The following is a 26,769-nucleotide window of genomic DNA, read 5'->3' on the forward strand; positions in this document are numbered from 1 at the left end:
ATGGGAAGCCCTCCCGGCAGGGCCGCACAAGGCCACAGGCAGCCCACTTTTTTACACCGCGGCTTCCTCGCGCGCACGGCGCTCATGGCGCACCACCAGCCAGGCGGCCAGCAGCACCATCAGTGCCAGGCCGTACCAGGTCAGCGCGTACACCGCGTGGGTGTTGCTGAACTGGATCACCGTCATGCCGGGGCGGGGCCACTGGTTCTCGGCCACGGGCTGGCCGGGCAGGCCCTGGTCGATGAAGAACGGCGCGGCCTGCGCCAGGTCCTTGGCGGCGGCAATGGCCGCCACATCGCGCGAATGCCAGCGGTCTTCGGCCGCAGCGTTCTCGCGCATGAAGCCGCCCTTGGGCTCGCTCAGGCGCAGCAGTCCGGTCACCGCCACTGTCTCGGCGCTGGCGTCCGGTGCGGCGACGGCAATGCGGTCGGCAAACGCCTTGCGCTCTGCGGTCGGCACAAAACCGCGGTTCACCAGGATCTGGGAGCCATCGGCCTGCTGCAGCGGCGTCAGCAGCCAGAAGCCGGCGCCCAGCTCGCTCACAGCCTGGGTCAGCACGCTGCGCCCTTCCAGCCACTGACCTTGTGCGGACACCGGCAGGTATTCGTGGCTTTCCTTGCTGATCCGGGGCCAGTCGGCCGGCGCCGGCACGGCCACCGGCTGGGCATGCACGCGCTGGTCGATGCGCTCGATGAGATCGAGCTTCCATGCGCGCCGCTGCACCTGCCAGGTCCCCAGACTGAGGAAGGAAATAAAAAGGGCGATGCCCGCTAACGCGAGCACCGCCTTCGTGAAGGTGGAACGGGTGCGCTTGCGCGCCCCCGAAGTTTCAACCGTCATCAGTTGCTGCCATGGGCACCATGGGCAGGCTGCTCGGCAGGTGCCGGTGCAGCCGCTTCGCTTGCGGCAGGCGCTTGCACGGCAGGAGCAGCCGTTTCCGCTGCAGCGGGCTGGCTGACCGCCGGCGCGCTTTCATGCGTCGGCATCATGTGGGAGTTCATCTGGTACATCACCCACAGGGTACCGGCCACGGCGATGGCCAGGAAGACCGCGGTGAATACGGTGGACAGCATGGTCCAGCCACCCTGGATCTTGCCGTTCATGTGCAGGAAGTACACCATGTGCACCACCACCTGAACGATGGCAAAGGCACCCAGCACCACCAGACCGGTGGCGCGATCTTCGATGGCGCCGCTCATCACCAGATAGAACGGAATCACCGTCAGGATCACCGCCAGGATGAAGCCCTTGACGTAGTCACCCATGGTGACGTGCAGATCATCGTGGTCATGATGGTCGCCATGACCGGCGTGAAGGTCGTGTGCGCTCATTTACAGCACCCCCATCAGATACACAAAGGTGAACACACCGATCCAGACCACGTCCAAGAAGTGCCAGAACATCGACAGGCAGTTGATGCGACGCACATTGGCTTCGATCAGGCCGTGCTTGCTGATTTGCACCATCAGCGTGACCAGCCAGATCAGGCCGAAGGTCACGTGCAGACCGTGGGTGCCCACCAGCGTGAAGAACGACGACAGGAAGGCGCTGCGCTGGGGCGTGGCACCTTGGTGGATCAGGTGGTGGAACTCATAGAGTTCCACGCCCAGGAAGCACAGACCCAGCACGCCGGTGATGGCCAGCCAGGTCAGCGTGCCGCTGACGTTCTTCTTCTGCTTTTGCAGCATGGCAAAGCCGAAGGTGATGGACGACAGCAGCAGGAAGGCCGTGTTGATGGCCACCAGCGACAGGTCGAACAGTTCCTTGCCCGTGGGGCCGGCTGCATAGTTGCGGCCCAGCACGCCGAAGGTGGCGAACAGGGCGGCGAAGATGAGACAGTCGCTCATCAGGTAGAGCCAGAAGCCCAGCGAGGTGCCGTTCTCTGGATGGGGCTCGTGCGCGAGGTGGTATTCCCGCGGAGCCAGGGCGCCTGCGGCGCCTGCGTTATGACGGATATCAGACATGGCGAGCGAGCTGCAGAGTGCGGGCTTCTTCCGTGGCGACCACTTCGGCGGCAGGGATGTAGAAGTCACGCTTGTAGTTGAAGGTATGGATGATCGAAGCCACGATCACGGCTGCGAACGACACGCCTGCCAGCCACCAGATGTGCCAGATCAGCGCAAAGCCCAATACCAGCGACAGGCCCGAGATCACCACGCCGGCGCCGGTGTTGGCGGGCATGTGGATGGGCTGGAAGCCCGTCAGCGGACGTTGGTAGCTGTGCTTCTTCATGTCCCACCAGGCATCGATGTCATGCACCACGGGGGTGAAGGCAAAGTTGTACTGGGGAGGGGGCGAGGAAGTGGCCCATTCCAGCGTACGGCCACCCCATGGGTCACCGGACTCGTCACGCAGCTGGTCGCGCTTGAAGAAGCTGACGACGATCTGGATCAGGAAGCAGCCGATACCGGCGGCAATCATGGCAGCGCCCAGCGCAGCGATGACGAACCAGATCTGCAGCGAAGGATCTTCAAAGTGGTTGGCGCGGCGAGTCACACCCATCAGGCCCAGGATGTACAGGGGCGTGAAGGCGACCCAGAAGCCCACCAGCCACAGCCAGAACGAGCACTTGCCCCAGAACACGTCCAGCTTGTAGCCGAAGGCCTTGGGATACCAGTAGTTGATGGCGGCGAACACGGCAAACACCACGCCGCCGATGATCACATTGTGGAAGTGAGCGATCAGGAACAGCGAGTTGTGCAGCACGAAGTCGGCCGGAGGCACTGCCAGCAGCACGCCGGTCATACCACCGATGGCGAAGGTGCACATGAAGGCCACGGTCCACATCATGGGCAGATCGAACTTGATGCGGCCCTTGTACATGGTGAACAGCCAGTTGAAGATCTTGGCGCCCGTCGGGATCGAGATGATCATCGTCGTGATGCCGAAGAACGTGTTCACGCTGGCGCCCGAACCCATGGTGAAGAAGTGGTGCAGCCACACCAGGTAGGACAGGATGGTGATACACACCGTCGCATACACCATGGAGGTGTAGCCGAACAGACGCTTCTTGCTGAAGGTGGCCACGATTTCCGAGAACACGCCGAAAGCCGGCAGCACCAGGATGTACACCTCAGGGTGACCCCAGATCCAGATCAGATTCACGTACAACATGGCGTTGCCACCGAAGTCGTTCGAGAAGAAATGGGTACCCAGGTAACGGTCCAGCGACATCAGCACCAGAGCGGCGGTCAGCATGGGGAAGGACGCCACGATCAGGGCGTTGGTGCACAGCGAGGTCCAGACGAAGACGGGCATCTTCATCAGGTTCATGCCGGGGGCGCGCATCTTGATGATGGTGACGATCAGGTTGATACCCGACAGCGTCGTACCCACCCCCGCAATCTGCAGTGCCCAGATGTAGTAATCCAGCCCGGTGCTTCCGCTCTGGTTGCCCAGATTGGACAGTGCCAGCCAGCCCGAGGTGGAGAACTCGCCCAGGAACAGGGAGATCATCACCAGCACGGCGCCGGCGGTGGTCATCCAGAAGCTGAAGTTGTTCAGGAACGGGAAGGACACGTCACGCGCACCGATTTGCAGCGGCACCAGATAGTTCATCAGGCCGGTCACAAAAGGCATGGCCACGAAGAAGATCATGATCACGCCGTGGGCGGTGAAGATCTGGTCGTAGTGGTGCGGAGGCAGGTAGCCCAGGTTGTCACCGAAGGCCATGGCCTGCTGCAGACGCATCATGGCCGCGTCGGCAAAGCCGCGCAGGAACATGACCAGACCCAGGATCATGTACATGATGCCGATCTTCTTGTGGTCGATCGAGCAGATCCAGTCGCGCCACAGAGGGCCCCAGAGGCGGAACTTGGTCAGTGCCGCCATCATCACCAGGCCGCCCAGGACCACGGCGATGAAAGTCCATAACACGATGGGCTCATGCGCCATCGGTACGGCGTCCCAGCTGATCCGCCCGATGAGCGGATCGTTGGGCAAGGTTGTATTTCCAGACATATCGAGTCTCTTGCTAAGTGGCGGCCCCGCTCGCAGGCGCAGGCCAGACCGCCGTCAATGCTTACTGCTGTGCCACAGCACCCGGTTGATCGCGTTGGTCCAGGAGGGCCACCACGCGGTCAGCGTTCTGGACCGTGCACACGTCCTGGGGCAGGTTCAGACCTGCGGCCTTCATGTAGGCTTCGCCGCCGGCAGCGTCGATGGCCATCATGTGGTGCATGCACATCTTTCCGTCTTCCACGCAACGGTTCAGCACCTTGCTGTAGAGGCCGTCTTCCACGCTGGAGAAGCGCTTCACGGGATCGCGCTCGCTGGGCTTGGCCAGGTCGAGGTAGGCGTCACGCGTCAGGGGCTGGCCTTCGGCCTTGGCCTTGGCCACCCAGGCGTCGAAGCCTTCGTTGCTCAGACCGTGGAACTTGAAGGTCATGCCGGCAAAACCGGCGCCGCTGTAGTGCGATGCCAGGCCGTGGAACACGCCTTCCTTGTTGATCACGGCGTTCAGCTGGGTTTCCATGCCGGGCATGGCATAGATCATGCCGGCCAGGTCAGGCACATAGAACGCATTCATGGTGGAGGTGGCGGTCAGCTTGAAGCGGATCGGGCGATCCACCGGCGCAGCCAGCTCGTTCACCGTGGCGATGCCTTGCTCGGGCAGGAAGAACAGCCACTTCCAGTCCATGGCCACCACTTCCACTTCCAGGGGCTTGATTTCGGGCGCCAAGGCCTTAGTTTCAGACACACGGTCCAGTGGACGGTAGGGGTCGAGCTTGTGGGTGCTGATCCAGGTCAGCGCGCCCAGGGCGATGATGATGATGAGGGGAACGCTCCAGATCACCAGCTCCAGGGCCGTGGAATGGTGCCATTCGGGATCGTATTCGGCTTCGGTGTTCGACTGGCGATACTTCCAGGCGAACAACAGCGTCAACAGGATCACCGGCACGATGATGATCAACATCAGCAGGGTGGCAGTCACCACCAGCTGGCCCTGCTGGGCTGCGATGTCACCTGCGGGATTGAGTACGACGGCCTTGCTGCAACCAGTCAGACTGGCTATCAAGGCGGCCGCCGCGAGCCACGCGGGCCCACGGATTTCCTTGGATTGAAACATGCTATAGACGCAAAAAGACACGCACAGACGGATGTCGGCGCGGATTACAAGACGTTGCGAATTTACTTCGATCAAGGTTTTTTGCGATTGGACATTTTGTCCACCGCACCCCTGCGCTGGGTCATTGCAAGGCCGGAGCACATCAGTTAGGCGTTTTATGCCCTCCGTCGCAAAAAGTCCTTAACTCTTTGTTTCTATGGAATTTTCCGGTGCTTCGGCGGCACGGGTTAACGCTTACACACTAACCCCAGGACTCTCCCTACTCCCCGCACGGGCAGCGCACTTTGGCCACTAACCCTGTTGTCAGATGGGTCTTGACCACCCTCCAGCGACCGCCGGTCGCCACTTGATGGCCGTCAAGATCGGGAACTTCCCCTAAAAAGCCGTTTATCCGATTGCGAGCCCCAGCCCAAGGGCGTAGAAGGGAGGCACACCAACCTCATAGGAGTGTGTTTCATGAGTGGCCTCGCTTATCCGAACATCGCACCTGCTGGCGGTTTCCATGGCTCGGAAGACCTGTCCGACGCCGACACGCACGAAGAGGCTTCTCCCGGCGAAATCGCTGCTGGCGTCATCATCGGCCGGTCGTCCGAGTATTTCGACTTCTTCGTCTTCGGCATTGCCTGCGTGCTGGTGTTCCCGCACGTGTTCTTCCCCCACTACACCCTGCTCAACGGCATGCTGGCGTCGTTTGCGGTGTTCTCGCTGGCCTTCATCGCCCGCCCCATCGGCACCGCCATCTCCATGGTCATCCAGCAGCGCTGGGGCCGCGCCACCAAGCTGACCATCTCGCTGTTCCTGCTGGGGACCGCCACGGTGGGTATGGCCCTGCTGCCCGGTTATGTCGACCTGGGCCGCTACGCCATCGCCTTGCTGGTGCTGTTCCGCATCCTGCAGGGCCTGGCCCTGGGAGGCTCCTGGGATGGCCTGCCTTCGCTGCTGGCCCTGAGCGCCCCGCCCGAAAAACGCGGCTGGTATTCCATGATCGGCCAGTTGGGCGCTCCGCTGGGCTTTGTGGTGGCAGCCGCGCTGTTTGCCTACCTCTACAAGGCGCTGAGCCACGAGGAATTTGTGGAATGGGGCTGGCGCTACCCTTTCTGCGTGGCCTTCGCGATCAATGTGGTCGCCCTGTTCGCACGCCTGCGGCTGGTGGTGGGCCAGTCCTATACCCGCCTGCTGGAAAAGCTGGAACTGGAACCCGTACCCACCTTCGAGTTGACGCGCAGCGGTGAAGGCCGCAACGTGCTGATCGGCGCCCTGGCAGCCCTGGCCAGCTTTGCCCTGTTCCACCTGGTCACCGTGTTCCCGCTGTCGTGGATGACCATGTTTGGCGAAGACAGCGTCACCAGCATTCTCTGGACCCAGGTGCTGGGCGGCGTGCTGGCCGGCCTGGGGATTCTGGTGTCGGGCAAGCTGGCCGACCGCTTTGGCCGCCGCAATACCCTGGGCACCATGGCGGTGCTGATCGGCCTGTTCAGCTTCGCCGCCCCTTTCCTGCTGGATGGTGGCAGCGCCGGGCAGAACACCTTCATCCTGGTGGGCTTTGTGCTGCTGGGCCTGTCTTACGGCCAGTCCTCCGGCACCGTGACGGCCAATTTCTCCCGCCGCCTGCGCTATGTGGGCGCAGCCTACTCGTCCGATCTGGCCTGGCTGTTGGGCGCGGCCTTTGCCCCGCTGGTGGCGCTGGGCCTGTCCTCGCGCTTCGGCCCGGTGGCGGTAGGCCTGTACCTGCTGTCCGGCGCCATCTGCACGCTGGCGGCCCTGGGCATCAACCGCGCCATCGAAGCGCGGGGCAGCGACAACTGAAGACGGCTGCGCCGCGCCACACAGGCTGCTTCGGCAGCCTTTTTCATGCCTGCTCACATCGAGCACCGGCCACCGGCAAACGTTGCGGCGGCGCACCACGGGGAAAGCACCCCGTGCCGCCCCCGCCCCGGCACGGCACACTGCGGCCATTGCCACTTGCTTTGTCCACCATGCGCACCTTCTTCATGCCCCAAGGCCGCATCCATGTCTGGCAATGGGCGCTGCTGGCCTTGGGGGCTGCCGCCATGCTGACGGCCCAGGCCGGCTGGTTGGAGCTGCACCGGGTGTTCAAGCCGCTGGTCATGGTGGCGGCGCTGCTGGCGGTGTGCGCCCCGCGTTTTGCCCCGCGCAGCGCCCGGCGAGTGCGGGCACGCCACTGGCTGCTGGCGGCACTGGCCTGCAGCCTGGCGGGAGACGTCTGTCTGATGCTGGACGGGCTGTTCATCCCCGGTCTGGTGGCGTTCCTGTGCGCCCATGTCTGCTACATCCGGCTGTTTGCGCTGGATGCCCCCTGGCTGCCGCGGCGCACCCCGCTGCTGGCCTGCCTGCTGCTGGGCGCCGGGGTCTACAGCGTTCTGTGGGGCCATCTGCCGGTGGAGCTGCGCCTGCCCGTGGCGACCTATGTGCTGGTGATTGCGCTGATGGCCGCGCAGGCCTTGGGCCGTGCCCAGGTGCGTGCCAGCCGCGCGGCGCGCTGTGTGGCCTATGGGGCGCTGCTGTTCATGCTCAGCGACACGCTGCTGGCCTTCGACCGCTTCGTGCAGCCGCTGGCCTGGGCGGGGCTGGGCGTGCTGGGCACCTACTACGCCGCCCAGTGGCTGATCGTGCACGGCATGCTCCAAACCAGCCAGCAGGCCTGAGGCACCGGCCGACACCGCCGCCAAGGGCGCCAGGGGCGGCGCCCACCAGCGCCCGCCAGCGCCCGCCAGGACTCAGTCGCCGAACAGACCGCCCGCCACCGACGGCGGCTGCACCAAGCCCAGATGGGCGTAGGCCGCCTTGGTGGCAATGCGCCCGCGCGGCGTGCGCTGCAGATAGCCTTGCTGGATCAGATAGGGCTCGATCACGTCTTCGATGGTGCCCGCATCCTCGCCGATGCTGGCGGCAATGTTGTCCACCCCCACCGGGCCACCGTCAAAGCGGTGCACCACCGCTTCCAGCAGCTTGCGGTCCATCACGTCAAAGCCGCGCGGGTCCACATCCAGCATGGACAGCGCCTTGCGCGCCATATCCTGGGTGATGCTGCCGTCGCCCTTGACCTCGGCATAGTCGCGCACGCGGCGCAGCAGGCGGTTGGCGATACGCGGCGTGCCGCGCGAACGGTTGGCAATCTCCTGCGCCCCCGGCACATCAATGGGCGCGCCCAGCAGACCGGCGCTGCGGGTGACAATGCGCGCCAGCTCCTCCGGCGTATAGAACTCCAGCCGCGCCACGATGCCGAAGCGGTCCCGCAGCGGGTTGGTCAGCATGCCGGCCCGCGTGGTCGCGCCCACCAGCGTGAAAGGCTGCAGGTCCAGCTTGATGCTGCGCGCCGCCGGACCTTCACCGATCATGATGTCGATCTGGTAGTCCTCCAGCGCAGGGTAGAGAATTTCTTCCACCACGGGGCTGAGCCGGTGGATTTCGTCGATGAACAGCACATCGTTGGCTTCGAGGTTGGTCAGCAGGGCCGCCAGGTCCTTGGGCTTTTCCAGCACAGGACCGCTGGTCTGGCGCAGGTTCACCCCCAGCTCCGCGGCAATGATGTGGGACAGCGTGGTCTTGCCCAGGCCGGGCGGACCGAACAACAGCACGTGGTCCAGTGCCTCGCCGCGCTTGCGCGCCGCGCCGATGAAGATTTCCAGCTGCTCGCGCGCCTTTTGCTGGCCCACGTACTCCTCGAGCATCTTGGGGCGCAGGGCGCGCTCCAGCTGTTCCTCGCTCTTGGAAACAGGTCCCGCCGACACCATGCGCGGCGCGGGCTCCGATGCCGGGCCCAGATCTTCAACAACTATGGTCATGGCAGGGATTGTGCCGTGTCTGTAACGCCCTGCGCCGCCGTGGCGGGATTGGCGGCTGCATCGCCCTGCGGCCCTGCGGGGCGCGCGGTCTGCGCTATGCCAGTGTGGCCGGCCGTGGCATGCTGGCAACCCCTTTGCACCCTTTTTCAGGAACTGCCATGACCTTCCCCCGCGTGCTGAAAACGGCGGCCGCACTGGCCTTGCTGTGTGCCACCCAGGCCCAGGCAGCCCTCCAGGTGGGCGACGCCGCGCCGGCGTTCACCACCCCCGCAGCCGTGGCAGGCAAGCCTTTCACCTTCGACCTGGCCGCCACGCTGAAGAAAGGCCCGGTGGTGCTGTACTTCTTCCCCAAGGCCTTTACCCAGGGCTGCACGATGGAGGCCCATGCCTTTGCCGAGGCCACGCCCCGGTTCGCCGCGCTGGGCGCCACCGTGGTGGGCATGTCGCACGACGACATCGCCACGCTGCAGCGCTTTTCCACCGAAGCCTGCCGCGACCAGTTTGCCGTGGCGTCCGATCCCCAGGCCCAGACCATCCGGGCTTACGACGCCGCAGCCGCCGCCAACCCGGCACGCGCCGACCGCATCTCCTACGTGATCGGCCAGGACGGCAAGGTGAAGTTCGTGCACATCGGCTCGGACCCCGAGGCCCATGTGGCACAGACCCGGGCGGCAGTCGAAAAACTGCAGGCCGCGGCCCGCAAGTAAATCCGGCCTCCCGCCCATCGGCAGCCATGCCACGGCATGGCGTTCCAGGAAGGCCCTCCGCCTACTTGGTCAAGCCCTTGAGCGCCAGCTTGATGCCTTCGGAGACCCCGACATCGGCCGGCAGCGCCTTGAGGCTGGCGGTGGCCTCCTTGTCGGAATAGCCCAGCGCAACCAGGGCCTGCAGGATGTCTCCCTGGGCATCGCTCTTGACCTGGGCCGCCGTGCCGCTGCCACCGATCGCATCGCCCAGCTTGCCCTTGAGCTCCAGCAGCAGGCGCTCTGCCGTCTTCTTGCCAATACCGGGCACCTTGACCAGCCGCCCGGCTTCCTGCAGCGTCACGGCCTGGGCCAGATCGTCGGCGCCCATGCCCGAAAGCACCGACAGCGCGGTGCGCGGCCCCACGCCGCTGACCTTGATCAGCTCGCGGAAAGTCTGACGCTCCTGCGGGGTGGCAAACCCATACAGCAGCTGCGCATCCTCGCGCACGATAAAGTGCGTGAGCAGGCTGACTTTCTCGCCCAGCCCGGGCAGGTTGTAGAACGTGCTCATGGGCACCTGCACCTCGTAACCCACGCCATGCACGTCCAGCAGGACTTCGGGAGGGTTCTTCTCGATCAGGTTGCCCGTCAGTTTGCCTATCATTGGTTTCCTTAAGCCGCTGCTTTTACCGCTACTTTCGCCGCTGTGGTAGCGGCACTTTGGATGGAATTATCCGCGTGATACTGCGCCACACCTTCACACCCCATAACAACCTGCGCCTGGCCAATCTGTGCGGCCCGGCCGACGCCCACCTGCGCACCATCGAAGTGGGCCACCAGGTCAAGATCGCCCACCGCCATGAGCAGTTCAAGGTGGACGGACCCAAGGCCAAGGCCCAGCAGGCCATGGAGCTGCTGCAGTCCCTGTATGAAATGGCCGATGCCCCCATCTCCGAGGACACGCTGCAGCTGATGCTGGCCGGCGACGCCGAGATGCTGGAGCCCGACGCCACGGCCGTGCAGCTGACCACCCGCCGCGCCGACCTGCGCGCACGCACGCCCAACCAGGCCATGTACCTGGAAAACATCGGCAAGCACGACATCACCTTCGGCATTGGCCCGGCCGGCACCGGAAAGACCTACCTGGCCGTGGCCTGCGCCGTGGACGCGCTGGAGCGCAGCGCCGTGCAGCGCATTGTGCTGACCCGCCCGGCCGTGGAAGCCGGCGAACGCCTGGGCTTTCTGCCCGGTGACCTGACACAGAAGGTCGACCCCTATCTGCGCCCGCTGTACGACGCGCTGTACGACCTGATGGGCTATGACAAGGTACAGAAGGCCTTCGAGCGCAATGCGCTGGAGATCGCGCCGCTGGCCTTCATGCGCGGGCGCACGCTGAACAACGCCTTTGTGATCCTGGACGAGGCGCAGAACACCACGCCCGAGCAGATGAAGATGTTCCTCACCCGCATCGGCTTTGGCGCCAAGGCCGTGGTGACGGGCGACGTGAGCCAGATCGACCTGCCCAAGGGGGCGATGAGCGGCCTGATCGACGCCGAACGCGTGCTCAAGCGGGTCAAGGGCATCTCCATCAACCGCTTCACCAGCGCCGACGTGGTGCGCCACCCGCTGGTCGCGCGCATTGTGGATGCCTACGACGCCAACGGGACCGGCCGCGCACGCTGAGGTCCTGAGCCGCTTCGCGTCTTCTCCTCCAAGGAGCGGCGGCCTCGGCAGCGGTGCGGCCCTGCCGGGCGTCTGCCGCATGGGCAGCGCCAGGCTCGGCTGTGCACGCACACTGGATAACTGATATGGCTTTAAACCAACTAGAACTCTCCTTGCAGTTTGGCAAGTTCGACAACCTGGCCGCCCACCGCGCCCTGCTGACCCGCAGCCTGGTCGCGAAATGGATCCGCCACGCACTGGCCGTGGACGCCGAAATGACCGTGCGCATCGTCGGCACCGAAGAAGGCCAGCAGCTCAACCGCGAGTACCGCCACAAGGACTACGCCACCAATGTGCTGACCTTCGACTACCAACAGGAACCCACGGTGATGGCCGACCTGGTGATCTGCGGCCCGGTGGTGGAACGCGAAGCGCAGGAACAGAACAAGACCCTGGAAGAGCATTACGCCCACCTGCTGGTGCACGGCACGCTGCACGCCCAGGGCTGGGACCACGAAACCAGCGAGGCCGATGCCGACGAGATGGAGGCCTACGAGACCGACATCATGGCCGAGCTGGGCTACGCCGACCCGTACGCCAAATAAGCACACCGCTGCGCACGCAACACGACCGGCGGCTCTCCGGGCCGACCTTGGCCCCCGTGGCGCCGGAGGCGTCTCCTGACCACGGGCGCGGCGCAGCCGCTCACTCCAGCTTCAAGCCGATCGCCTGCACCAGCTGTGCGTAGCGCACATAGTCGCCCTGCACCTGCCGGGCAAATGCCTGCTGCGTCTCGCCGGTGGTCTGGATGCCTTGCTGGGCCAACTGGCTGCGCAGCTGGGGGTCGGCCAGGGTCTGGCCGGCATCGCGCGCCAGTTGCTGCAGCACCGGCTGGGGCGTGCCCTTGGGGGCGAACAGGCCGAACCAGGTGGCCGACTGGTAGCCCGCATAGGTCTCGCCCACGGTGGGCACCTGGGGCAGCAGCGGATTGCGTTGCGCACCCGACACCGCCAGCGCCACCAGCTTGCCGCTCTGGATGTGCGCCAGCGCCGGCGCCACGGCGATGAACATGGCATCCACCTGCCCGGCCAGCACATCCTGCAAGCCCTGCGGACCGCCCCGGTAGGGAATGTGGGTCGCAAAAAATCCCGCACGCTGCTTGAGCAGCTCCATCGACAGGTGCAGGGCGCTGCCCGTACCGGCCGAGGCGTAGTTCAATCCGCCCGGTCTGGCTTTCGCAGCCTTCACCAGGTCCTGGACCGTCTTGAAACCATGGCGCGGGTGGGCCACCAGCACAAAATCGACCTGGCCCAGCTTGATGACGGGCACCAGATCCTGCTTGACGTCATACGGCAGGTGCTGCTGCAGGTGGGGCATGATGGTGATGGCACCGTCTCCGCCCACCAGCAAGGTGTGGCCGTCCGGCGCGGACTTGACCACGGCATCGACCGCCGAGACACCGCCGGCCGAGCCCTTGTTCTCCACCAGCACCGGCTGACCCCAGCCTTTGGTCAGTTGCTGCCCCACCTGGCGCGCCAGGATGTCCGGGGCACTGCCTGGCCCATTCGCCACCAGCAGCTTCACGGCACGGGCAGGGTAGTCCGGACCCTGCGCCAGGGCAGTCAGCGGCACGGCCACCAAGGCCAGAGCAGCCCAGGCAGTGTGGAAAAGATGGCGGTGCAGGTTCACGGAAACTCCTTGGAAGGCAGGAGCCGCATTCTGCGAAGTCTTTCTTATTCCGCAAAAGAATATTTAACAACTTCTTTATTTCCAAATCAGCTTTGGAGTGGTTTGCGCAAAACTGCTTTGCCGCAGCCGGGCCAAACCGCGCCGCACCACCGCCTAATATCGCCTCACGGGGCCGTGGCTGCAGACCACCCCGGACCCGCAACCACACAACAACACCCACAGGGAGACAACTGCATGGAAGCTCTGGGCCTGGGCCCTGCGAGCCATATCGCACTTTTGCTGGCCGCCGCATTTGTGGCCGGTGCGCTGAACGCCGTGGCTGGCGGCGGCAGCTTTCTGACCTTGCCTGCCCTGGTCTTCACCGGCGTGCCGCCCGTGGTGGCCAATGCCACCGGCACCGTGGCCCTGTTGCCCGGCTACGCCGCCGGGGCCTGGGGCTTCAAGGACGACATGGCACCGCCACCCGGTCTGTCCATGCAGCAGGTGGTGGCACTGTCGCTGGTCGGCGGGTCGGCCGGGGCCGCGCTGCTGCTGTTCACGCCCGATGCCACCTTCCGCAAGGTGGTGCCCTGGCTGCTGCTGGCGGCCACCGCACTGTTCGCTTTCGGGCCGCGGCTGCGCGCCTGGGCCGCCGGCAAAAATGCTGGGCACGCCGCCCCGTCCGCTGGCAAAGCCGCCCTGGGCATGCTGGCCGTGGCCATCTACGGCGGGTACTTCAACGGCGGCCTGGGCATCTTGCTGCTGGCCCTGTTCGGCCTGCTGGGCCAGACCCAGCTGAACGCCATGAACGGCATGAAGAACGTGGTCTCCGCCCTGCTGACCGCCATTGCCGTTGCCATCTACGCCGTCGGCGGCATTGTGGAATGGCCGCAGGCCCTGCTGATGATGGTGGCGGCCACCGCCGGCGGCTATGGCGGCGCCCGCGTGGCGCGCCGTATCCCTGCACCCATGCTGCGCTGGGGCATTGTGGCCACCGGCCTGGTGATGGCCGGCCTGTTCTTCGCCAAAGGCTGACCCGGCCGCATCCGTGCCCCCCGGGACCACGGCGGCGCGGCGGGTATGGACGGCCCCACCGGCGCCGGAGTATCCCGGCGGATGCCACAATCCGCGCCATGAACTGGAAGCGCCCATGGCTTGGATGGCTGCTGGCCTGGGCACTCGCCGCAGGCGGCGGCGCCGCGTGGCTGGCCCAGCAACGCCTGCAGGAACTGCACGAAACCTTCACCACCAATGCCCGCGTGGCCCACCGGCTGCTGAGCCAGCAGTTGGCGCAGCACGATGCCATTCTGGCGACGCTGTCGCTGCTGCAGCCGGTCCTGTCCGGCGATGCCGCGGCCAATGCCGGCAGCAGCGGGCTCTCCACGCTGTACCCCCAGGTGCTGGGCGTGGCCCAGCGCCGCGACGACCAGCCCTGGCCGGCCCATTGGCCGGCGGACCTGCAGGCGCTGGAGCAGCAATCCGCCGCCAGCGGCCATGCGCAGATGGACGCCAGCCGCCTGTCCCAGGGCAAGCTGTTTGTGGTCCAGGCCGGCCAGCCCGCCAGCTATGCGCTGAAACTGGATTTGCACGCCACCGTGCCCGCCGATGAATGGCCCTACCCCGCCAGCCACAGCCCGGTGCGCATCTGGCTGGCGCAAGGCGCGCAAAGCCTGGTGCTGCAGCACGGCGCAGACGATGCCCAGGCTCCCGGCTGGGCCCTGTCCGTCAGCAAGATCCTGTCCTCCCCCAGCCAGGTGCTGGAGCTGCACGAACGCTACAAGCTGCATCCGCGCCTGCTGCCGTGGCCCAGCATGCTGGTCTGGGCCCTGGCCTGGGCACTGGCAGTGGCGGCCTTGCGCGCCGCCTGGCAGCAACGCGCCGCCCGCCAGCGGGCCGAACAGCTGCTGCAATATGGCCAGATTGCGCGCCTCAACACCCTGGGCGAACTGGCCGCCGGCATGGCCCATGAGCTGAACCAGCCGCTGACCGCCATCCTCTCCAACAGCCAGGCCGCACGCCGCCTGCTGGATGACGCCGAGCCGGATGTGGACGCCGCGCGCCAGGCCATGCAGCAGGCCGCCGAGCAGGCCAAGCGGGCCTCGGCCGTGATCGGTCGCCTGCGCCGTCTGGTGGAGCGGCCCGATACCGCCACCCAGCCCCAGGCCGTGCCGCTGCCACAGGCCGTGGCCGATGCCCTGCACCTGCTGGAGCCCGAACTGCGCCAGCGCCAGGTGCAGTGCCAGGCGCCGGTGCCCACGCCACCCCTGCCACCCGCCCAGGCCGACCCGATTGCCCTGCAGCAAATCCTGCACAACCTGCTGCTGAACGCACTGCAGGCCATGGAGCAGGTGCCCGCGGCAGAGCGGCAGCTGCTGATTCAACACCGCCCGCAAGGTCGGCACCTGCTGCTGACGGTGCAGGACAACGGCCCCGGCATTGCCCCGGAGCTGCGCGAGCGCCTGTTCACCCCTTTTGCCACCACGCGCGCCCAGGGTCTGGGCCTGGGTCTGACGCTGAGCCAGGGTCTGGCCGAATCCATGGGCGGCCAGCTGCGGCTGGCGGACGGCGGCCCGTTGCGCGGCGCCTGCTTCGAGCTGCAGCTGCCTGCCATGCCCACCCACGCTGCGGATACCCCTTGATGTCTTCCATGCCTGAATCCGGTGACCACCAACACTCCCCGCTGATCCACCTGGTGGACGACGACCAGGCCGTGCGCGACAGCCTGGCACTGCTGATCAGCACCGTGGGCCTGCGGGTGCAAAGCTGGGCCGACCCGGTGCTGTTTGCCGCGCAGTTCGACCGCCAGTCCATCGGCGCCATCGTGCTGGATGTGCGCATGCCCGGCGTCAGCGGCCTGGCCCTGCTGGCGCAGCTGATGGAACAGGGTGTGGACCAACCCGTCATCCTGCTCACCGGCCACGGCACGGTGGATATGTGCCGGCGGGCCTTCAAGGGCGGTGCGGCCGAATTCCTGGAAAAGCCCGTCGATGACGAAGTGCTGCTGGAAGCCCTGCAGACGGCGGTGCGCCAGCACGTGCGCCTGCGCGCCCGGACGCAGGCCGACCGGGCAGCCCAGGAGCACTACGCCCAGCTGTCGCCCCGGGAACGCGAGGTGCTGGCTTTGATCGTGCAAGGGCTGACCAACAAGGAAATCGGCCGTGCGCTGGATGTGTCGCCCCGCACCGTGGAAACCCACCGGGCCAATCTGTTTGCCAAGCTGCAGGCGCCCTCTCTGGCCTGGCTGATTCGCCGCTATGCCCCGCTGACGGAGCTATAACGCGCACGGCCTGCAGCCCCGAAGCCGCCCGCTCCGTAGTTCTACGCAGGCCCGGGCGTAGCCGCACGAATGGCGCCTGGCTGCTGCAATTTTTACAGTGACACCCGAGCGCTGCACTGTCTGCGCGCCACTTTTCACTGAGGAAAAACTGCTATGCGCCGCACCTTCTCTTCCGCACTCGTTCTGGGCCTGGGCCTGATCGCCAGCGCCTCCCATGCACAGGCTGTGCGCGTGGAAAAAAACATGTCGCTGGAACTGGCCAACCAGATCGCGGCCCAGAGCGTGGCCGCCTGCGTGGCCGATGGCTATGCCGTCACCGCCACCGTGGTCGACCGCGCCGGCACCGTGCGTGCCGTGCAACGTGCCGACAACGCCGGCCCCCACACGCTGGAAGGCAGCCGCCTCAAGGCCTTCACCTCGGCATCCGCCAAGAACAACACCCTGGCGATGATGGAAGGCGCGCAAAAGAACCCCGGCGCCGCCAATCTGGTGCATATCCCGGGCTACCTGCTGCTGGGCGGCGGCCTGCCCGTCAAGGCCGGTGACGAAGTCATCGGCGCCGTGGGCATTGCCGGCGCCCCCGGCGGCCACCTGGACGACAAGTGCGGCCAGGCCGCACTGGCCAAGGTGCAAGGCCTGCTGAAATAAGCGACCCGGCAGCACCTGCCGCTTCCCCCAGGCCTGGCCGTACTGCCAGGCCTTTTTTATGTCCGGCCTGCGCGGGCAACGCAGCCCATGGCGGGCCTGGGAATCAGAGCAGGCGCGCCTTCACCGTCTTGCCCTTGACCTTGCCCGCATTGAGCCTGGCACAGGCCGCCGAGGCGATGTGGCGGTCCACCGCCACATAGGTGGAAAAGTCGTTCACGCTGATCTTGCCGATCTGCTCGCGGGTGTAACCGAAGTCGGCGCACATGGCGCCCATCACGTCGCCGGCGCGGATCTTCTCCTTGCGCCCGCCGATGATCTGAATGGTCACCATCGGTGGCAGCAGCTCGCCACCGGCGGCCGGCGTGAGCTCCTCCACCGGGAAGAATTCCGAAGCGCGGCTTTGCAGCTGCTCGATCTTGCCGACGCTGCCCATCTCGTCCATGGATACCAGATTCAACGCCAGGCCTTCCGCGTCACCCCGGCCGGTGCGGCCGATGCGGTGGATGTGCACTTCGGGATCCGGGGTCACGTCCACATTGATGACGGCAGACAGATCGGCAATGTCCAGGCCCCGTGCCGCCACGTCGGTCGCGACCAACACGCTGCAGCTCTTGTTGGCGAACTGCACCAGCACCTCGTCCCGCTCGCGCTGCTCCAGCTCCCCGAACAGGGCCAGTGCGCTGAAGCCCTGGGCCTGCAGCTCGGCCACCACCTCGCGGCATTGCTGCTTGGTGTTGCAAAAGGCAATGCTCGACTCGGGGCGGAAATGCGCCAGCAGCTTGGGCACGGTGTAGATCTTGTCGTTGGCATCCACCTCGTACCAGCGCTGGACGATCTTGTTGGCACTGTGCTGGGTGGCGACCTTCACGGTCTGCGGATCCCGCATGAAGCGGCTGGCCAGGCTGGCAATGCCCTCCGGGTAGGTGGCAGAGAACAGCAGGGTCTGGCGATCGGCAGGGCACTGGCGCACCACGGTCTCGATATCGGCGAGGAACCCCATGTCCAGCATGCGGTCGGCCTCGTCCAGCACCAGGGTCTTGAGGTTGCTGATGTCGAGCTTGCCGCGCTCCATCAGGTCCATCACCCGGCCGGGCGTGCCGACGACGATGTGGGCCCCGTTTTCCAGCGAAGCGATCTGGTTGCGCGACGGCACGCCTCCATAGACAGTGACGATCTTGATGTTGTCCTGCGCACGGGCCAGGCGGCGCACTTCCGTGGCCACCTGGTCGGCCAGCTCGCGCGTGGGGCACAGCACCAGCGCCTGCACGGCAAACCAGCGCGGATTGAGGCGGTCCACCATGGGCAGGCCGAAGGCGGCGGTCTTGCCGCTGCCGGTGCTGGCCTGGGCGATCAGGTCCTTGCCCTGCAAGGTCAGCGGCAGGCTGGCCGCCTGGATGGGCGTCATCTGCGCATAGCCCAGCTGCTGCAGATTGGCGAGCATCTCGGGGGACAGGGGCAGCGCCGAGAAAGCGGTGGGAGCGGTGGCCTGGGCGGCGCTGGTGGAAGTGTTCATACCCGCGATTATCCCGGGCACCCGGGCTTTGTGCAGGGCCGCCATGCAGTGAACCGGCACCCCGCCCGGGTACGCCACCGCCAGCAGCGGTCCGGCTCAGTGGCCGGTTGCGGCCACCGCCGGCGCAATGCGCAGCGGAATGGTCACCGGCCCGTCGTTGACCAGGTGCACCTGCATGTCGGCGGCAAAAATGCCGGTCTGGACCACCGGGTGGCTGCCTTGCGCCTGTGCCACAAAATAGTCATACAGGCGCTGGCCCTCGGCCGGAGCGGCAGCGCCGGTGAAGCTGGGGCGGTTGCCGCCCCTGGTGTCGGCCGCCAGTGTGAACTGGCTGACCACCAGCAGGCCGCCTCCCACATCCTGCAGGCTTTTGTTCATCTTGCCGGCATCGTCCTGGAAGATGCGCAGCTTGAGCATCTTGGCCAGCAGCTTGTCGGCCTCGGCCTCGGTATCGCCCTGTTCGGCGCACACCAGGGCCAGCAGGCCTTGCTCAATCTGGCCGGTGATCCGGCCATCCACTTCCACCCGCGCCGTCTTGACGCGCTGTACAACGCTCAGCATTTCCGTGTCTTCCTTGCTCCATCCGGCCTGCACCCGTCCCCTGACCGGCCATGGCCTGGCCTGCGTGCGCAGGTTGGCGGCTGCATTGTGCCGCGCCGCCTACCCTGCCGTGGACCATGGCGAACAGCTGAGACGGCCGTTGTCGGCACGCACCGCTGCGCCAGCCCAGCCACGCAGCTGTCACACGAATGTCGCACAATAAGGTATGCCCTATCCTGCCCCAGACACTTCTTCTGCGGCGCGCATGCGCCGTTTTGACGACCCGCTCGCTGCACTGGCCTGCGTCCAGGCGCTCTACCAGGAGCAGGTCGATACCCTGCGCGATGCCATGCGCCGCTTTGTCGCGGGAGAGCAGCTCTCCGCGCCGGTGCATGCCTACTACCCGCTGGTGCGCATCGAAACCCATACCGTGGCGCGCGCCGACACCAAGCTGGCCTACGGTTTTGTCGAAGGCCCGGGCCGCTACGACGCCACCATCACCCGTCCCGATCTGTTTGCGCGCTACCTGCAGGAGCAGTTCCGCCTGCTGCGCAAGAACCACGGGGTGGACATCCAGGTGGGACTGAGCCAGCAGCCCATTCCCATCCATTTCTCGTTCGCCGACAACGACCATGTGGAAGGCAGCCTGTCCCCCGAACGCCGCATCCTGATGCGCGATGTGTTCGACCTGCCCGATCTGGAAGCCATGGACGACGGCATCGCCAACGGCACCTGGCGCTCCCAGCCGGGCCAGGCGTTCCCGCTGTCGCTGTTCACCGCGCCGCGCGTGGACTATTCGCTGCACCGCCTGCGCCACTACACCGGCACCGCGCCGGAGTGGTTCCAGAACTTTGTGCTGTTCACCAACTACCAGTTCTACATCGACGAATTCATCCGCCTGGGCCATGCCGAAATGGCCAAGGAAGACAGCGAATACATCGCCTTCATCGAGCCCGGCAACGTGGTCACCCGCCGCACGGGTCTGCCGACCCAGCCCGTCGATGAACTGGGTGCTGCGCCACCCCGCCTGCCGCAGATGCCGGCCTACCACCTGGTGCGCGAGGACTACAGCGGCATCACCATGGTCAACATTGGGGTCGGCCCGGCCAATGCCAAGACCATCACCGACCACATTGCCGTGCTGCGCCCCCATGCCTGGATGATGCTGGGCCACTGTGCCGGCCTGCGCAACAGCCAGGAGCTGGGCGACTATGTGCTGGCCCACGCCTATGTGCGCGAGGACCATGTGCTGGACGAAGAACTGCCGCTGTGGGTGCCGATTCCGGCCCTGGCCGAGATCCAGCAGGCGCTGCAGCAGGCCGTGGCCGATGTGACGGCCATGGAAGGGCCTGACCTCAAGCGCATCATGCGCACCGGCACCGTGGCCAGCACCGACAACCGCAACTGGGAACTGCTGCCCGACAACCTGCCCCAGCGCCGCTTCAGCCAGAGCCGCGCCGTGGCGCTGGACATGGAAAGCGCCACCATCGCCGCCAACGGATTCCGCTTCCGCGTGCCCTATGGCACCTTGCTGTGTGTCAGCGACAAGCCGCTGCACGGCGAGATCAAGCTGCCCGGCATGGCCAACCACTTCTACCGCGAGCGTGTGGACCAGCATCTGCGCATCGGCATGCGGGCCGTGGAACTGCTGCGCCAGGGCGGCTCGCAACGCCTGCACAGCCGCAAGCTGCGCAGCTTCGACGAAGTGGCGTTCCAGTAAGCAAGAACCCGCCGGACCGCACGCCTGGCGTCCAGGCCGTCAGACCTCCCCGTCAGGCGGCGCAGCGGGTGCTGTGCTGCGCCATCCGGCCGCACGCTGACGCGCATGGGGCACCCGCTGCCCCACCGCGCGGTGGGGCATGCCGCTTCAGGCCACGGAAGCCGGTGCCAGCGACGGCGTCGTGGCTTGGCCGCCTGCCTTCAGCGCCTGCAGCAGCTGCGCCGCTTCGCGCGCGGCCACACGGCCTTCATCGGTGGGGATGACCCAGATTTCCACGCGGCTGTCGGGCGCATGGATGGCGTAGGCCGCCTTGCCATCGGCATTGCGGTTGCGTTCTTCGTCGATGCGCAGCCCCGTCCAGGCCAGGCGGTTGCAGACCTGCTCGCGCAGCACGGCATCGTTCTCGCCGATGCCGCCGCTGAAGGCCAGCACATCCAGACCGCCCAGGCAGGCCATCAGCGCACCGCTTTCGCGGATCACGCGGTGGGTGAACTGCAGGATGGCACGCTCCGCATCCGGGCTGTCGCTGGCGCGCAGCGTGCGCATATCGGCCGAGATGCCGGACACCCCGAGCAGGCCGCTTTGCTTGTAGAGCAGCTTTTCCATCTGCGCATGGGTCCAGCCCTGCTCCATCAGGTACAGCAGCACCCCGGCATCCAGCGAACCGCTGCGCGTCCCCATCATCAGGCCGTCCAGGGCCGAAAAGCCCATGGTGGTGGCCACGCTGGAGCCGGCCAGCGCCGCGCACAGGCTGGCCCCGTTGCCCAGGTGGGCCATCACCACGCGGCCCCGGCCGCGCAGGGTGTGCTCCAGGAGCATGCCCATGATGTACTGGTAGGACAGGCCGTGAAAGCCATAGCGGCGCACGCCTTCTTCCTGCAGCGCCTTGGGCAGGGCAAAGGCGTAGTCCACCTCGGGCATGGTGGCATGGAAGGCGGTGTCAAAACAGGCGATCTGCGGCAGCTGGGGGAAGGCGGCCTGAAAGCGGCGTATGCCTTCCAGATTGTGTGGCTGGTGCAGCGGCGCCAGCGAATTGAAGCAGGCCAAGCGTTCCAGCACCTCCTCGGTGACCCTCACGCTTTCGGTGAACACGCCGCCGCCATGCACCACGCGGTGGGCCACCGCTTCGATGTCGGGCGCGGCTTCGAGCTTCTGCACCAGGGCGCGCAGGCTCTCCAGCGCGGCGACAAAAGGGGCGGTGCCAGCGGGCACCGCCAGTGCTTCCTGGTGCTTTTTGCCCAGATAGGTCCACCCCATGGCCGGCGCACCACCGGGCTCCAGCCCCTGGATGTTGCCCGAGAGCACATGGGGCTGCACCTGTCCGCCCTGCAGCGGGTGCAGCGAGAACTTCAGCGAGGACGATCCAGCATTGACGGCAAGAATGGCCATTGTTTTCTCCTTGGATGGCGATCGGGCGGCGGCTCAGCGGCCGCTTGGCCACATCGGTCAGCGGTTCAGCGTCCGCTCTTCCACGCGTCGGCTTCCTGCTTCTTGCGGGTGTCGTGCGCGGCCAGCACCGCCAGCACGGCAGACGCCACGCGGGCCGTGGGACCATCGGCACGGCTGGTCAGCGCAATGGGCACGCGCGCGCCCAGCACCAGGCCCGAGCCGGAAGCGCCAGCCAGGTATTCCAGCTGCTTGGCGACCATGTTGCCGCTTTCCAGGTCCGGCACGGCCAGGATGTCGGCCTGACCAGCCACGGCCGAGTCAATGCCCTTGATGCGCACGGCCTCGGGCGAAATGGCGTTATCGAAGGCCAGCGGGCCGTCCAGCAGCCCGCCCTGGATCTGGCCCCGGTCGGCCATCTTGCACAGCGCCGCCGCGTCGATGGTGGACGGAATGCTCGGCGTGACGGTTTCCACGGCCGACAGCACCGCCACCTTGGGTGCTTCCGTGCCCATGATGCGGGCAAAGTCGATGGCATTCTGGATGATGTCCGCCTTCTCCGGCAGCGTGGGGCGGATGTTGATCGCCGCGTCGGTGATCAGCAGCGGCTTGGCATACAGCGGCACATCGAAGCGGAAGACATGCGACAGGCGGCGTCCGGTCCGCAGTGCCGGCTGGCCCAGCACGGCCTTGAGCAGCTCGTCGGTGTGCAGACTGCCCTTCATCAGCACTTCCACGTCCTTGTTGGCGGCCATTTCGGCCGCCAGTTGGGCCGCAGCATGGCTGTGCTCCACATGCAGGATCTCCACCCCCTCCAGGCTCAGGCCGGCTTCCTCGGCCACGCGGCGGATACGGCCTTCGGGGCCGATCAGCACCGGCACGATCAGGCCATGCTGTGCCGCGTCCAATGCCCCGCTGAGCGAGCCTTCGTCACAGGGATGGACCACGGCGCAGCGCACGGCGTCCAGCCCCTCGGTACGGGCCAGCAGCGCCTTCTGGCGTGCTTCAGGGTCGAACAGCTGGATCTGGGGCGCGTTGACCCGGGGCACACGCACCTTCTGCGTGGGCGGCATCAGGCGGGCCACGCCCTTGAGCACCACCTCGCCCTTCTGGTTGCTGACCTGGCAGTCCACGGCGATGCGCTTTTTCTCGTCGTCCTTTTCCGTCACCGTGGCCAGCACGGTCAGCGTATCACCAATGCGCACCGGCTTGGTGAACTTCAGCTCCTGGCCCAGGTAGATGGTGCCGGGGCCGGGGAACTGCGTGCCAAACAGGGCCGAGATCAGCGCCGCACCCAGCATGCCATGGGCGATGACACCGTGGAACATGGTGGCATCGGCGTATTCGGCGTTCAGGTGGGCGGGGTTGATGTCACCCGAGACGGCAGCGAAGGCCTGGATGTCCTCCACCGTCACCGTGCGCACCAGTCGGGCGCTCTGGCCCACGCTCAGCTCGTCATAAGTGACGTTTTCCATCCATTCGTCGATGTGCGGGTTCTGCATGTTCATGGGATACCTCGGTCAAACTGTACGAAAAAGGCTGCAAAGGCTGCGTGGGGCCCGCGCTGCAGACGGTGAGGGGTGCGCTCAGTCCATGGCGTGGACGCCGGCGTCCACGTAGATGGTCTGGCCGGTCATGCCCGACGCAGCGTCGGTGCACAGAAAGGCCGACAGACTGGCGATTTCCTCCAGCGTCACCAGGCGCTGCAGCGGCGCCTTGTCGATGGCGGTCTGCATCAGCTTGTCGAACTCGGCAATGCCCGAGGCCGCACGGGTCAGGATCGGACCGGGCGACACCGCATGCACACGGATGTTCCGGGGGCCCAGCTCCATGGCCATGTAGCGCACCATCGATTCCAGCGCCGCCTTCACCGGCCCCATCAGGCCGTAGTTGGGCACGGCTTCGCCGGAGCCCAGGTAGGTCATGGACAACATGCTGCCTCCGCTGGGCATGTGCGGCGCACACAGCTTGGCCACTTCGGCGAACGAGTGGCAGGACACGCTGACGGCGCGGGCAAAGCCTTCGCGCGAGCTGTCCACCACATCGCCGTGCAGGTCCTCCATGGGCGCCCAGGCGATGGAATGGATGACGAAGTCGATCTGCCCCATGGTCTTGACCGCATGGTCCACCAGGGCCTGCAGCTCGCCTTCGGTTTCCACATTGCAGTTGACCAGATCGATCCCCAGCGGCTGGGTCAGCGGCTCCACATACTTGCGGGCCTTGTCGTTCAGGCAGGATGCCACCACCTGGGCGCCCTGCTGTACGGCCATCTTGGCGCACCCCCAGGCGATGCTGTGGTCGTTGGCAATGCCCAGAATCAGGCCTTTTTTGCCTTGCAGACTGAAGGAGGAAGACGCTTGTGTCATGGTCAGAGGATCTTTCGGGGTAAAGCCAGGCCGCAGCGCCCTCTGGCGCTTTGGTGATTTTTCGCCTTGCACGCCGCTTGAGTGCGCGCAGGCCGCTATCAAAAAGGGGGAATCAGGCCGCTTCTGCTTCGAGCGCGCGCAGATCAATGCCGTCGGCGCCGGGGCGGAAGCCCTCGCGCAACAGCTTTTCTTCGGCACAGATGAAGAGGTCGCGCGTCACTTCCGCGCCCAGCTTCTGGGTGTAGCGCGTGGTCACGCGGTAGCGCAGCACCAGCAGGCCGCGCAGCTCTTCCCGCATGCGGTGCTGGCGGGCGTCGCCGGGCGCATTGGTGTCGCGCTGCAGCACCCGCTCCACTTCGCTGTCCTTGTCCAGCGACACATCCAGCGCAGTGGCCAGACGCGCGATGCGGGCGTTCAGCCGCTCGATGGAAGCGCTCAGGCGCTCCACATGTTCCTGCAGGGCCAGTTCGGTTGTCGTGTTTTCAGTCTGCATAGCGCACCATCACATAGTCTCCGGGTGCATCACACACCACGTTTTCCGCCGCAATGGCGGGAGGTTGGATTGCCGCGCCGGAGCGGGCACTGATCCAGGCGTGCATGGCTTCCCACCAGGACCCCTGGATCACCGGCGCCTGGGCCACCCAGTCGTCGGGATCGATCCAGCCCTGGCCGTCTTCCACGCTGGCGATCTGGTAGCTGCGGCGCGGGCGGCCGGGCTCCGACACAATGCCCGCGTTGTGGCCGCCGGCGGCCAGCACAAAGGTCACGTGCGTATCGGTCTGCAGGTGGATCTTGTAGACCGACTTCCAGGGCGAAACATGGTCGCGCGTGGTTCCCACCACCATCATCGGCGCGCTGATGTCCATCAGCGCCACGGTGGCCCCGGCAAAGCGGTACTGGCCATTGGCCAGCGCGTTGTTCAGGAACAGCGAGGTCAGATACTCCGTGTGCATGCGCGCCGGCAGACGGGTCTGGTCGGCATTCCAGCTCATCAGATCGAAGCTGCTGTCTTCCTCGCCCAGCAGGTAGCGGCTGGTGTTGCGGGACCAGACCAGATCCTTGGAAGCCAGGAACTGGAACGATCCGCCCATCTGCCGGCCCGACAGATAGCCTTTTTCCGCCATGGAGCGGCGCAGCCCCTCGAGCTGGTCGTCGTCGATGAACACCCCCAGCTCACCGGGTTCGGAGAAGTCGGTCTGCGCCGCCAGCAGCATGACGGAGGCCAGCTCCGGCAGATCGGCAGGCACCAGGGCTTTTTCCTTGGCACTCCAGGCGCCGGGCTTCTTGCGCGCCAGGCGACCCAGGGTGGCCGCCACAATGGCCAGGAAGGTGCCGCCGAGGCAATAGCCCATGGTGTGCACGCGCGCCGCGCCGGTGCTGGCCTTGGTGGCCTCCAGGGCTGCCAGCACACCGCTGGAGAGGTAGTCCTGCATCTTCAGGTCGCGGTCCGAGGCATCGGGGTTGCGCCAGGAGACGATGAGCACCGTGTGCCCCTGGTCCACCAGGTACTTGACCATGGAGTTGCCAGGCGACAGATCCAGGATGTAGTACTTCATGATGCACGACGGCACGATGAGCACCGGCTCAGCCTGCACCTTGGCCGTGGTGGGCAGGTACTGGATCAGCTCGATCAGGTGGTTGCGGAACACCACCTTGCCGGGCGTGCAGGCCACATCCTTGCCCACGGCGAATTCCAGCGGCTCCAGCGCTTCGGCCGGCGTATCGGCCTTGGCCTTGCGCAGGGCCTTCAGGTCCTGGGTGAAATGCTGGAAGCCCTTGCGCAGGCTTTCGCCCTGCGTTTCACGGGCCTTGGCCAGCACCTCCGGATTGGTCGCCGCCCAATTGGAGGGCGACATCGCGTCCAGGCCCTGGCGGGCAAAGAAATCCACCATGTGGCGGTGGTGGCGGGTCATGCCATCGACCTTGGTGGCTTCGCGCCACCAGGCATCGCTGGCCTTGAAACCTTCCTTCAACGCACTGTAGGGCCACTGCGCCCAGGCAGGGTCTTTGAAACGGGTGTCTTTTTCCGGGGTCTCGGGATTGGCCGACGTCAGGCTGCGCTGCACCGCCTGGCGCGACAGCTCCACCGCCTTGTGTGCCAGCGCCATCTGCTTGCCGGGTGACGCCGCCAGGTGCATGGCCCAGTCGGCCGCCGCCAGCCCCAGCGCTATGGGCGACAAGCCCATGCACAGACGGCTCAGTTGCGCCTGCACCTGGTCATCAAGCTGTTTGCTGGGATCGATCGCCGGCACGGCGAAGGGGGTGTTCTCCATGAAATGGCCTCAGTGTCTCGGGTTTACAAATGGATGCACAAGCACCAATTCTCGGCAATAAGCCCCGGAAAACCAAAAGCAACTCCGCCCAGCTTGACGCAAGTCAAAACGGCGCAAAACGGCTATGACGCTTTATACCCCGATAAATTATTGCGC

At 66.0% G+C, this 26,769-nt stretch carries 25 protein-coding genes; 10 read left to right on the top strand and 15 right to left on the bottom strand.

Annotation, left to right across the window (positions count from 1 at the left end; genetic code table 11):
- Window positions 1-51: 51 nt before the first annotated feature.
- The 5 genes from B3349_RS13665 to cyoA all read right to left on the bottom strand — a co-directional run bounded on the left by B3349_RS13665 (window position 52) and on the right by cyoA (window position 5,068).
- Entirely contained in the window at window positions 52-840 is a 789-nt protein-coding gene (locus B3349_RS13665; protein ID WP_291589434.1) for an SURF1 family protein, read from the bottom strand.
- The gene (gene cyoD, locus B3349_RS13670; protein WP_291589436.1) at window positions 840-1,331 is read right to left on the bottom strand and encodes a cytochrome o ubiquinol oxidase subunit IV; all 492 of its coding nucleotides are present in this window, start codon (window positions 1,329-1,331) and stop codon (window positions 840-842) included. The genes B3349_RS13665 and cyoD overlap by 1 nt, the downstream gene beginning before the upstream one ends.
- The gene (gene cyoC, locus B3349_RS13675; protein WP_280012466.1) at window positions 1,332-1,964 is read right to left on the bottom strand and encodes a cytochrome o ubiquinol oxidase subunit III; all 633 of its coding nucleotides are present in this window, start codon (window positions 1,962-1,964) and stop codon (window positions 1,332-1,334) included.
- Window positions 1,957-3,960 (bottom strand): cytochrome o ubiquinol oxidase subunit I, encoded by a 2,004-nt coding sequence (cyoB, locus tag B3349_RS13680; RefSeq protein WP_291589438.1) that lies wholly within the window; start codon window positions 3,958-3,960, stop codon window positions 1,957-1,959. Before cyoB ends, cyoC begins: the two co-directional genes overlap by 8 nt.
- A 61-nt stretch (window positions 3,961-4,021) precedes the next feature.
- Complete coding sequence (gene cyoA / locus B3349_RS13685; RefSeq protein ID WP_066541099.1) at window positions 4,022-5,068, bottom strand: ubiquinol oxidase subunit II; 1,047 nt, start codon at window positions 5,066-5,068, stop codon at window positions 4,022-4,024.
- A gap of 456 nt (window positions 5,069-5,524) precedes the next feature.
- Between cyoA and B3349_RS13690 the strand changes: the two genes are divergently transcribed.
- On the top strand, window positions 5,525-6,874 hold the full coding sequence (locus tag B3349_RS13690; protein WP_291589441.1) for an MFS transporter: 1,350 nt from the start codon (window positions 5,525-5,527) through the stop codon (window positions 6,872-6,874).
- Between the two features lie 170 nt (window positions 6,875-7,044).
- A complete protein-coding gene (locus B3349_RS13695) occupies window positions 7,045-7,734 on the top strand; it encodes a lysoplasmalogenase (RefSeq protein WP_291589443.1) in 690 nt (229 codons plus the stop codon).
- A gap of 72 nt (window positions 7,735-7,806) precedes the next feature.
- Here the strand turns inward: B3349_RS13695 and ruvB are convergent, their stop codons facing one another.
- Window positions 7,807-8,874 carry a Holliday junction branch migration DNA helicase RuvB gene (gene ruvB, locus B3349_RS13700; RefSeq protein ID WP_291589445.1) on the bottom strand — a complete coding sequence of 356 codons (1,068 nt, stop codon included), beginning with the start codon at window positions 8,872-8,874 and terminating at the stop codon, window positions 7,807-7,809.
- Window positions 8,875-9,032: 158 nt separating this feature from the next.
- Here ruvB and B3349_RS13705 point away from each other — a divergent pair, with 158 nt between their 5' ends.
- Window positions 9,033-9,581: a peroxiredoxin gene (locus tag B3349_RS13705; RefSeq protein WP_291589447.1), complete on the top strand. Its 549-nt coding sequence runs from the start codon at window positions 9,033-9,035 to the stop codon at window positions 9,579-9,581.
- Between the two features lie 61 nt (window positions 9,582-9,642).
- Here B3349_RS13705 and ruvA read toward each other — a convergent pair whose 3' ends face one another.
- Window positions 9,643-10,224, bottom strand: coding sequence for a Holliday junction branch migration protein RuvA (ruvA, locus tag B3349_RS13710; protein WP_291589449.1), 582 nt, complete (start codon window positions 10,222-10,224; stop codon window positions 9,643-9,645).
- 74 nt (window positions 10,225-10,298) lie between these two features.
- On the opposite strand from ruvA, the gene B3349_RS13715 reads away from it, so the two are divergent.
- The gene (locus B3349_RS13715; protein WP_291589450.1) at window positions 10,299-11,243 is read left to right on the top strand and encodes a PhoH family protein; all 945 of its coding nucleotides are present in this window, start codon (window positions 10,299-10,301) and stop codon (window positions 11,241-11,243) included.
- A 125-nt stretch (window positions 11,244-11,368) separates the two neighbouring features.
- Window positions 11,369-11,827 (top strand): rRNA maturation RNase YbeY, encoded by a 459-nt coding sequence (gene ybeY, locus B3349_RS13720; RefSeq protein WP_272970968.1) that lies wholly within the window; start codon window positions 11,369-11,371, stop codon window positions 11,825-11,827.
- A gap of 100 nt (window positions 11,828-11,927) precedes the next feature.
- Here ybeY and B3349_RS13725 read toward each other — a convergent pair whose 3' ends face one another.
- Entirely contained in the window at window positions 11,928-12,911 is a 984-nt protein-coding gene (locus B3349_RS13725) for a Bug family tripartite tricarboxylate transporter substrate binding protein (RefSeq protein WP_291589453.1), read from the bottom strand.
- A 234-nt stretch (window positions 12,912-13,145) separates the two neighbouring features.
- Between B3349_RS13725 and B3349_RS13730 the strand changes: the two genes are divergently transcribed.
- From B3349_RS13730 to B3349_RS13745, 4 genes are all read left to right on the top strand, one after another.
- A complete protein-coding gene (locus tag B3349_RS13730) occupies window positions 13,146-13,925 on the top strand; it encodes a sulfite exporter TauE/SafE family protein (RefSeq protein WP_291589455.1) in 780 nt (259 codons plus the stop codon).
- A gap of 98 nt (window positions 13,926-14,023) precedes the next feature.
- Window positions 14,024-15,529, top strand: a complete 1,506-nt coding sequence (locus B3349_RS13735; protein ID WP_291589457.1) for a sensor histidine kinase — start codon at window positions 14,024-14,026, stop codon at window positions 15,527-15,529.
- Between the two features lie 8 nt (window positions 15,530-15,537).
- On the top strand, window positions 15,538-16,167 hold the full coding sequence (locus tag B3349_RS13740) for a response regulator transcription factor (RefSeq protein WP_066541544.1): 630 nt from the start codon (window positions 15,538-15,540) through the stop codon (window positions 16,165-16,167).
- A 153-nt stretch (window positions 16,168-16,320) separates the two neighbouring features.
- Window positions 16,321-16,815: a GlcG/HbpS family heme-binding protein gene (locus B3349_RS13745; RefSeq protein ID WP_291589459.1), complete on the top strand. Its 495-nt coding sequence runs from the start codon at window positions 16,321-16,323 to the stop codon at window positions 16,813-16,815.
- Between the two features lie 103 nt (window positions 16,816-16,918).
- Here the strand turns inward: B3349_RS13745 and dbpA are convergent, their stop codons facing one another.
- Both dbpA and dtd read right to left on the bottom strand, forming a co-directional pair.
- Window positions 16,919-18,328, bottom strand: a complete 1,410-nt coding sequence (dbpA, locus tag B3349_RS13750; RefSeq protein ID WP_291589460.1) for an ATP-dependent RNA helicase DbpA — start codon at window positions 18,326-18,328, stop codon at window positions 16,919-16,921.
- Window positions 18,329-18,424: 96 nt separating this feature from the next.
- Entirely contained in the window at window positions 18,425-18,889 is a 465-nt protein-coding gene (dtd, locus tag B3349_RS13755; RefSeq protein WP_280012476.1) for a D-aminoacyl-tRNA deacylase, read from the bottom strand.
- A gap of 244 nt (window positions 18,890-19,133) precedes the next feature.
- Between dtd and B3349_RS13760 the strand changes: the two genes are divergently transcribed.
- Complete coding sequence (locus B3349_RS13760; protein ID WP_291589463.1) at window positions 19,134-20,588, top strand: AMP nucleosidase; 1,455 nt, start codon at window positions 19,134-19,136, stop codon at window positions 20,586-20,588.
- Between the two features lie 147 nt (window positions 20,589-20,735).
- Here B3349_RS13760 and B3349_RS13765 read toward each other — a convergent pair whose 3' ends face one another.
- From B3349_RS13765 to B3349_RS13785, 5 genes are all read right to left on the bottom strand, one after another.
- Window positions 20,736-21,977: an acetate/propionate family kinase gene (locus tag B3349_RS13765; protein ID WP_291589465.1), complete on the bottom strand. Its 1,242-nt coding sequence runs from the start codon at window positions 21,975-21,977 to the stop codon at window positions 20,736-20,738.
- A gap of 65 nt (window positions 21,978-22,042) precedes the next feature.
- A complete protein-coding gene (locus tag B3349_RS13770) occupies window positions 22,043-23,482 on the bottom strand; it encodes a bifunctional enoyl-CoA hydratase/phosphate acetyltransferase (RefSeq protein WP_291589467.1) in 1,440 nt (479 codons plus the stop codon).
- Window positions 23,483-23,560: 78 nt separating this feature from the next.
- Window positions 23,561-24,340 carry an enoyl-ACP reductase FabI gene (gene fabI, locus B3349_RS13775; protein ID WP_291589469.1) on the bottom strand — a complete coding sequence of 260 codons (780 nt, stop codon included), beginning with the start codon at window positions 24,338-24,340 and terminating at the stop codon, window positions 23,561-23,563.
- A 112-nt stretch (window positions 24,341-24,452) separates the two neighbouring features.
- On the bottom strand, window positions 24,453-24,833 hold the full coding sequence (locus B3349_RS13780; protein ID WP_291589471.1) for a hypothetical protein: 381 nt from the start codon (window positions 24,831-24,833) through the stop codon (window positions 24,453-24,455).
- Window positions 24,823-26,613 (bottom strand): PHA/PHB synthase family protein, encoded by a 1,791-nt coding sequence (locus B3349_RS13785; RefSeq protein WP_291589473.1) that lies wholly within the window; start codon window positions 26,611-26,613, stop codon window positions 24,823-24,825. Before B3349_RS13785 ends, B3349_RS13780 begins: the two co-directional genes overlap by 11 nt.
- Window positions 26,614-26,769 lie beyond the last annotated feature (156 nt).

The sequence above is a fragment of the Comamonas sp. UBA7528 genome (assembly GCF_002479375.1).
GTDB lineage: Bacteria > Pseudomonadota > Gammaproteobacteria > Burkholderiales > Burkholderiaceae_C > Comamonas.